Genomic DNA, 5,222 nt, shown 5'->3' on the forward strand with positions numbered 1-5,222 from the left:
TATATGGACCCACTCCGTTTGCAAGACATTTGATCACTGATGTGAGAGAAAATCATTGCTCTCATATATCCGGCCTGTTTGTGGAAGATTTTTGCTTCCTGGCCCCGATGGTTATCTGCGCTCATCCTCCTCATCATCCCTACGGCCTTCGCGGTGGCCCGTGTACTAAAAAGGTTTTGAATGAGCCGGTCTGACCTGTCTCACCATCCTATCAACTTGTCTTTTGCAACTGAAGTAAAGGGTCTTTCTCTTGCTCAATAGGCAGACGCTAAAGTGCGCTTATGCCCGGTGTGCCTTTCACGCTCAGGCCGCTGTGGCCGTGCGATAGCGCTCACCCTTGGCCATCACTACCCAGGCGATCCGGGCCATCTTGTTGGCGACGGCGACACAAGCTCGATTGTGCCCCCGGCGTGCCAGGACAGCTTGAGCCCATCGGCTGAAGCGATCCTCTTTCTGCGCCGAATGCCGTAAGACCGCTCGGGCGCCATGAATAAACAGCGTTCTCAGGTAGGCATTGCCGCGTTTACTGATGCCAAGCAATACCGGTTTGCCACCACTCGAATGCTGCCCTGGCACCAACCCCAGCCAGGCTGAGAAGTGACGACCATTCACGAAATCCTTGCCATTTCCCGCTGCCGCATAGGTGGCGCTGGCGGTGATGGCGCCAATCCCCAGGACCTCATCCAGGCGTTGACACACCTCATTGTCCCGATTAACCGCCTGGATACGCTGTTCACAGCGCTTAAAGCGCTCATCCAGTGCCCGCAGCTCTTCAAGGAGCTCGGCAAACAGCTCTCTCGATAGCGGTGTCAGGCCATTCTCCGCGTCTTCCAGTATACCCGGTAACGCGGCGCGGACCGCCGCAACGCCTTTGTTGATCACGAGTCCATATTCCGCTAAAAGTCCCCGAATCTGGTTTACCAGGGCGGTACGCTCCCCTTTAAGACGCTCGCGCTGACGGTGGAAGTTCTGTACATCCTGCTGCTCCACCCCCTTGATAGGCACGAACCGCATGTTGGGCCGCTGGGCGGCTTCGGCGATCGCCTCGGCATCATTGTAGTCATTCTTATTGCCTTTGAGGTAAGGCTTCACATATTGCGGGGCAATTAACTTGACCTCGTGCCCCTGCGCGATAAATTCTCTTGCCCAGTAGTTGGCGCCCCCACAGGCCTCCATAACGATGGTGCACGCCTCAAGCCTTGCCGTATACGCCAAAACCGCCTTCCGCTTTAGTTGCTTCTTTTTGATAAACCGTCCTGTGTGATTTACGGCGACAAGATGAAAAACAGCTTTTGCGATATCCAGGCCAATTGTTGTAATCTTCATATTGATCCACTCCGCTTCTGTTAAATGGTTGGTAGAAATTCCATTTTGGCCCGCTTGAGGCCGGTTTGGAAGTGGAGTGGGTCCATACCATTATCCCTGTACGTCAATCGCCTCCCCATAATTTCACGCAGAAGCGTGCCCTACTGATTTGAGAACTGAGTAGGTAGGCTCGATATAGCACTCTGCGGGCATAAACTCCGCGGTATCGGGCATTTCCTGGCTTTTTCTTTGCCTCGTCTCTCGTTACTCGTCCCTTGTCACTCGTCACTCGTCCCTGTAAGTAGCATGCTGCGCAGGTTGGCCAGATGCGCCTGGCCGCGCTGCTGACGCTCTTCGGGATCCATCTCCACGCCTTCGCCGGACCATTTGAGATCCTCGTCCGGTAACTCGTCGATAAACCGGCTCGGGCTGCACTCCTGCATTTCGCCGTGGCGCTTGCGCTGGTTGGCGTAGGTGAAGGTCAGGGTTTTCTGGGCACGGGTGATGCCGACATAGGCGAGGCGGCGCTCCTCTTCCAGGCTCTCCTCCTCGATACTGCTGCGATGGGGCAGCAGCATCTCCTCCATGCCCACCAGATAGACATGGGGAAACTCCAGCCCCTTGGCGGCATGCAACGTCATCAGGTGCACCCGGTTGCCGCGTTCGTCTTCCTCATTGCGATCCAGCGTGTCGAGCAGTGTCAGTTTCGTCACCAGTTCATTAAGTGAGGCGTCCGGATTGGCCTTGGCCAGGCGTTCGAACCAGTTGGCCAGTTCGTTGACGTTTTCCAGCTTGCGCTCGGCGATGATCTCGTCGCGGCTGTTATCCAGCAGATAGCGCTCGTAGTCGATATCGACGATGAGTCGTTTGACCACCGAGGCGGGGGCGTCACCCTCCGCCTGATGTTGCAGATCCAGGATCCAGTGGCAGAAGCGTTGCAGCTTCTCGGTGGCCCGATCGCTCAGTACCTGGCTCAGGCCGAACTCCATGGCAGACACGAACAGGCTGTGGCCACGATTCATGGCGTAGTCGGTCAGCTTCTCTAACGTTGCGGGGCCGAGCTCACGACGCGGGGTGTTGATAATCCGGCGAAAGGCGTTGTCATCATCCGGATTCGTGATCAGCTTGAGATAGGACATGATGTCCTTGATCTCGGTATAAGCGAAAAACGAGGTGCCACCGCTCAGATAATAGGGAATATCGTGTTCGCGCAAGGCCTGTTCGAACAGCCGCGACTGGTGGTTGCCGCGATAGAGAATGGCGTAATCGGCATACTGCGTACGCTGTACGAACATGTGATGCATGATCTCCGAGACCACCTGCTCCGCCTCGTGCTGATCGTGGCGGGTGCGAATCACCCGGATCGGATCGCCGTAACCCAGCTCGCTCCATAACCGCTTTTCGAAGATATGCGGGTTGCTGGCGATCAGCCGATTGGCGGCCTTGAGAATGCAGCCGGTGGAGCGGTAGTTCTGCTCCAGCTTGATCACCTTCAGGTTGGGATAGTCCTGCTGCAACAGCGACAGGTTCTCCGGCTGGGCGCCGCGCCAGGCATAGATGGACTGATCGTCGTCGCCGACCACGGTCAGATTGCCGCGCACGCCGCACAGTTGCTTGACCAGTTCGTACTGGGTGGAGTTGGTATCCTGGTATTCGTCCACCAGCAGATGGCGAATGCGGTTCTGCCAGCGCTCGAGTATCTCGGGGTGTTCGCGAAACAGGATCACCGGCAGCATGATCAGATCGTCGAAGTCGACCGCGTTGTAGGTCTTCAGGTAATGACGGTACTGTTCGTACAGCAGGGCCGCCGCCGTTTTATTCGCATCGCCATCCGCCAGCTGCAGCGCCTGTTCGGGCAGGATGAACTCGCTTTTCCAGCGGGAAATCTGCCACAACATGCGTTCGGCCTGGCCACCGTCATCGCCGAAGGAGCGCTTCATCAGCTCCTTGAGCAGATGGGTACTGTCAGCGCTGTCGTAAATGGAAAAGCCGGCTTTGTACTCCAGCGCCTTGTATTCGCGACGCAGAATATCCAGTCCCAGGGTATGGAAGGTGGAGACCCGCAGCCCCTTGCCGGCATCGCCGCGCAGCAGCTTGCCGACTCGCTCTTTCATCTCCCGCGCTGCCTTGTTGGTGAAGGTGACCGCGGCGATATGGCGCGCATCGATGGCGCAGCCCTGGATCAGATAGGCGATCTTGTGGGTGATAACCCGGGTCTTGCCACTGCCGGCCCCGGCCAGCACCAGGCACGGTCCGTCGATGTGGCGCACGGCCTGGTTTTGTCGGGGATTGAGAATCGTGGACATGAACGCTGACAACTCCTGCTGAGCGGACATTGTAGTGGGGGCGGTCGGCGCGGTCGATATTGACATTCGGGCCCGGATAGCGCAGCGCACGGATACCGTCGAGTGATGCAAGTTATTGTTTAATATAGGTTATTTCCCTATGCCTTCATTGTTCCAAAAGGCCGGGCGTGTTAGGATGTAAAACTGTTTGTATTAAAGTCAGCCTGTCTGCAGGTCGGCAACACTGCCGGCGCACAATCCGCTCTTCGTCCCCTTATGTCTGCCCCGCCCCGCGGGGCGGTCGTGTCTTTGCGACGAGCAGGCTGTCCGGATTCTGGAGACTGAAATGACCAGCGTAATGCCACTGCCCGAAGAGCGGGCGTTTGCCGAAGAGCCGTTCGAGCCACGCCGCTTTCTGGTGTATACCGAGCGGCACCTGGACAAGATCGCACCGTTGAAAAAACTGACCGAACAGCAGCGCTTCGAAATGCGCGTGGTTGCCAGCGTGCTGCCGTTTCGTGTCAATCAGTATGTGATCGACGAGCTGATCGACTGGAACAATATCCCGGCCGATCCGGTTTTTCAGCTGACCTTCCCGCAGCGTGGCATGCTTGCTGAAGCCGATTTCCAGCGCATGGCCGAGGCGGTGCGCAGCGAAGATCGGGCACAAATTCAGGCCGTGGCCAATACGATACGGGCTGGACTCAATCCCCATCCGGCCGGCCAGCAGTTGCTGAATGTCCCGCAACTGGATGAGCAGACTCTGGACGGCATCCAGCACAAATATCGCGAGACGCTTCTGTTTTTCCCCAGCCAGGGCCAGGTCTGCCATTCCTATTGTTCTTTTTGTTTCCGCTGGGCGCAGTTTATCGGCGACAAGGAACTGCGCTTCTCGGCCAAAGAAGCCGATCACCTGCATGCCTATCTGAAGCAGCATCAAAACATCAGTGATCTGCTGGTCACCGGGGGTGATCCCATGGTGATGAAAACCCAGCATCTGGTGAACTATCTCGAGCCGCTGATGCAGCCGCAGTTCGATCACATTCAGACCATCCGTATCGGCACCAAGTCACTGACTTTCTGGCCGCAGCGCTATGTTACCGACGAAGATGCCGATGAGTTGCTGGAACTGTTGTCGCGGCTGACCCGGGCGGGTAAACATGTGGCCCTGATGGCGCACTTCAATCACTGGCAGGAGATGGATACAGACATCGCACGCGAGGCGATCCGCCGCATACGTGATACCGGCACGGTGATCCGCACCCAGGCGCCCTTGCTGCGGCATATCAATGACGACCCGCAGATCTGGGCCGATATGTGGCGCGAACAGGTCCGGCTGGGCGTGGTGCCCTATTACATGTTCGTCGAGCGCGACACCGGGGCGAAGCAGTACTTCGAGGTGCCACTGGCCCGCGCCTGGGCGATCTACCGCGAGGCGATGCAACAGGTCTCCGGCCTGGGTCGTACCGCGCGCGGCCCCTCCATGAGCGCCGGCCCCGGCAAGGTGGAGATCCAGGGGGTCACTGAAATCAACGGCGAGAAAGTCTTTGTCCTGCGCTTCATCCAGGCCCGTAACCCCGACTGGGTCCAGCGTCCTTTCTTCGCGCAGTACGATGAAAATGCCACCTGGCT

Annotated in this window: 4 protein-coding genes; 2 read left to right on the forward strand and 2 right to left on the reverse strand. The window is 57.6% G+C overall.

Annotation, left to right across the window (positions count from 1 at the left end):
• Window positions 1-194: hypothetical protein (locus RI563_RS10845; protein WP_310694402.1), on the forward strand; the 194-nt coding region annotated here is incomplete at its 5' end.
• 109 nt (window positions 195-303) lie between these two features.
• Here RI563_RS10845 and RI563_RS10850 read toward each other — a convergent pair.
• Both RI563_RS10850 and rep read right to left on the reverse strand, forming a co-directional pair.
• Window positions 304-1,326 carry an IS110 family transposase gene (locus tag RI563_RS10850; protein WP_310694403.1) on the reverse strand — a complete coding sequence of 341 codons (1,023 nt, stop codon included), beginning with the start codon at window positions 1,324-1,326 and terminating at the stop codon, window positions 304-306.
• 257 nt (window positions 1,327-1,583) lie between these two features.
• Window positions 1,584-3,611, reverse strand: coding sequence for a DNA helicase Rep (rep, locus tag RI563_RS10855; protein WP_310694404.1), 2,028 nt, complete (start codon window positions 3,609-3,611; stop codon window positions 1,584-1,586).
• A gap of 325 nt (window positions 3,612-3,936) precedes the next feature.
• On the opposite strand from rep, the gene RI563_RS10860 reads away from it, so the two are divergent.
• The coding region (locus RI563_RS10860) for a lysine 2,3-aminomutase (protein ID WP_310694405.1) at window positions 3,937-5,222 on the forward strand (1,286 nt) is incomplete at its 3' end.

Source organism: Thiohalophilus sp., from assembly GCF_031581315.1.
GTDB lineage: Bacteria > Pseudomonadota > Gammaproteobacteria > UBA6429 > Thiohalophilaceae > Thiohalophilus.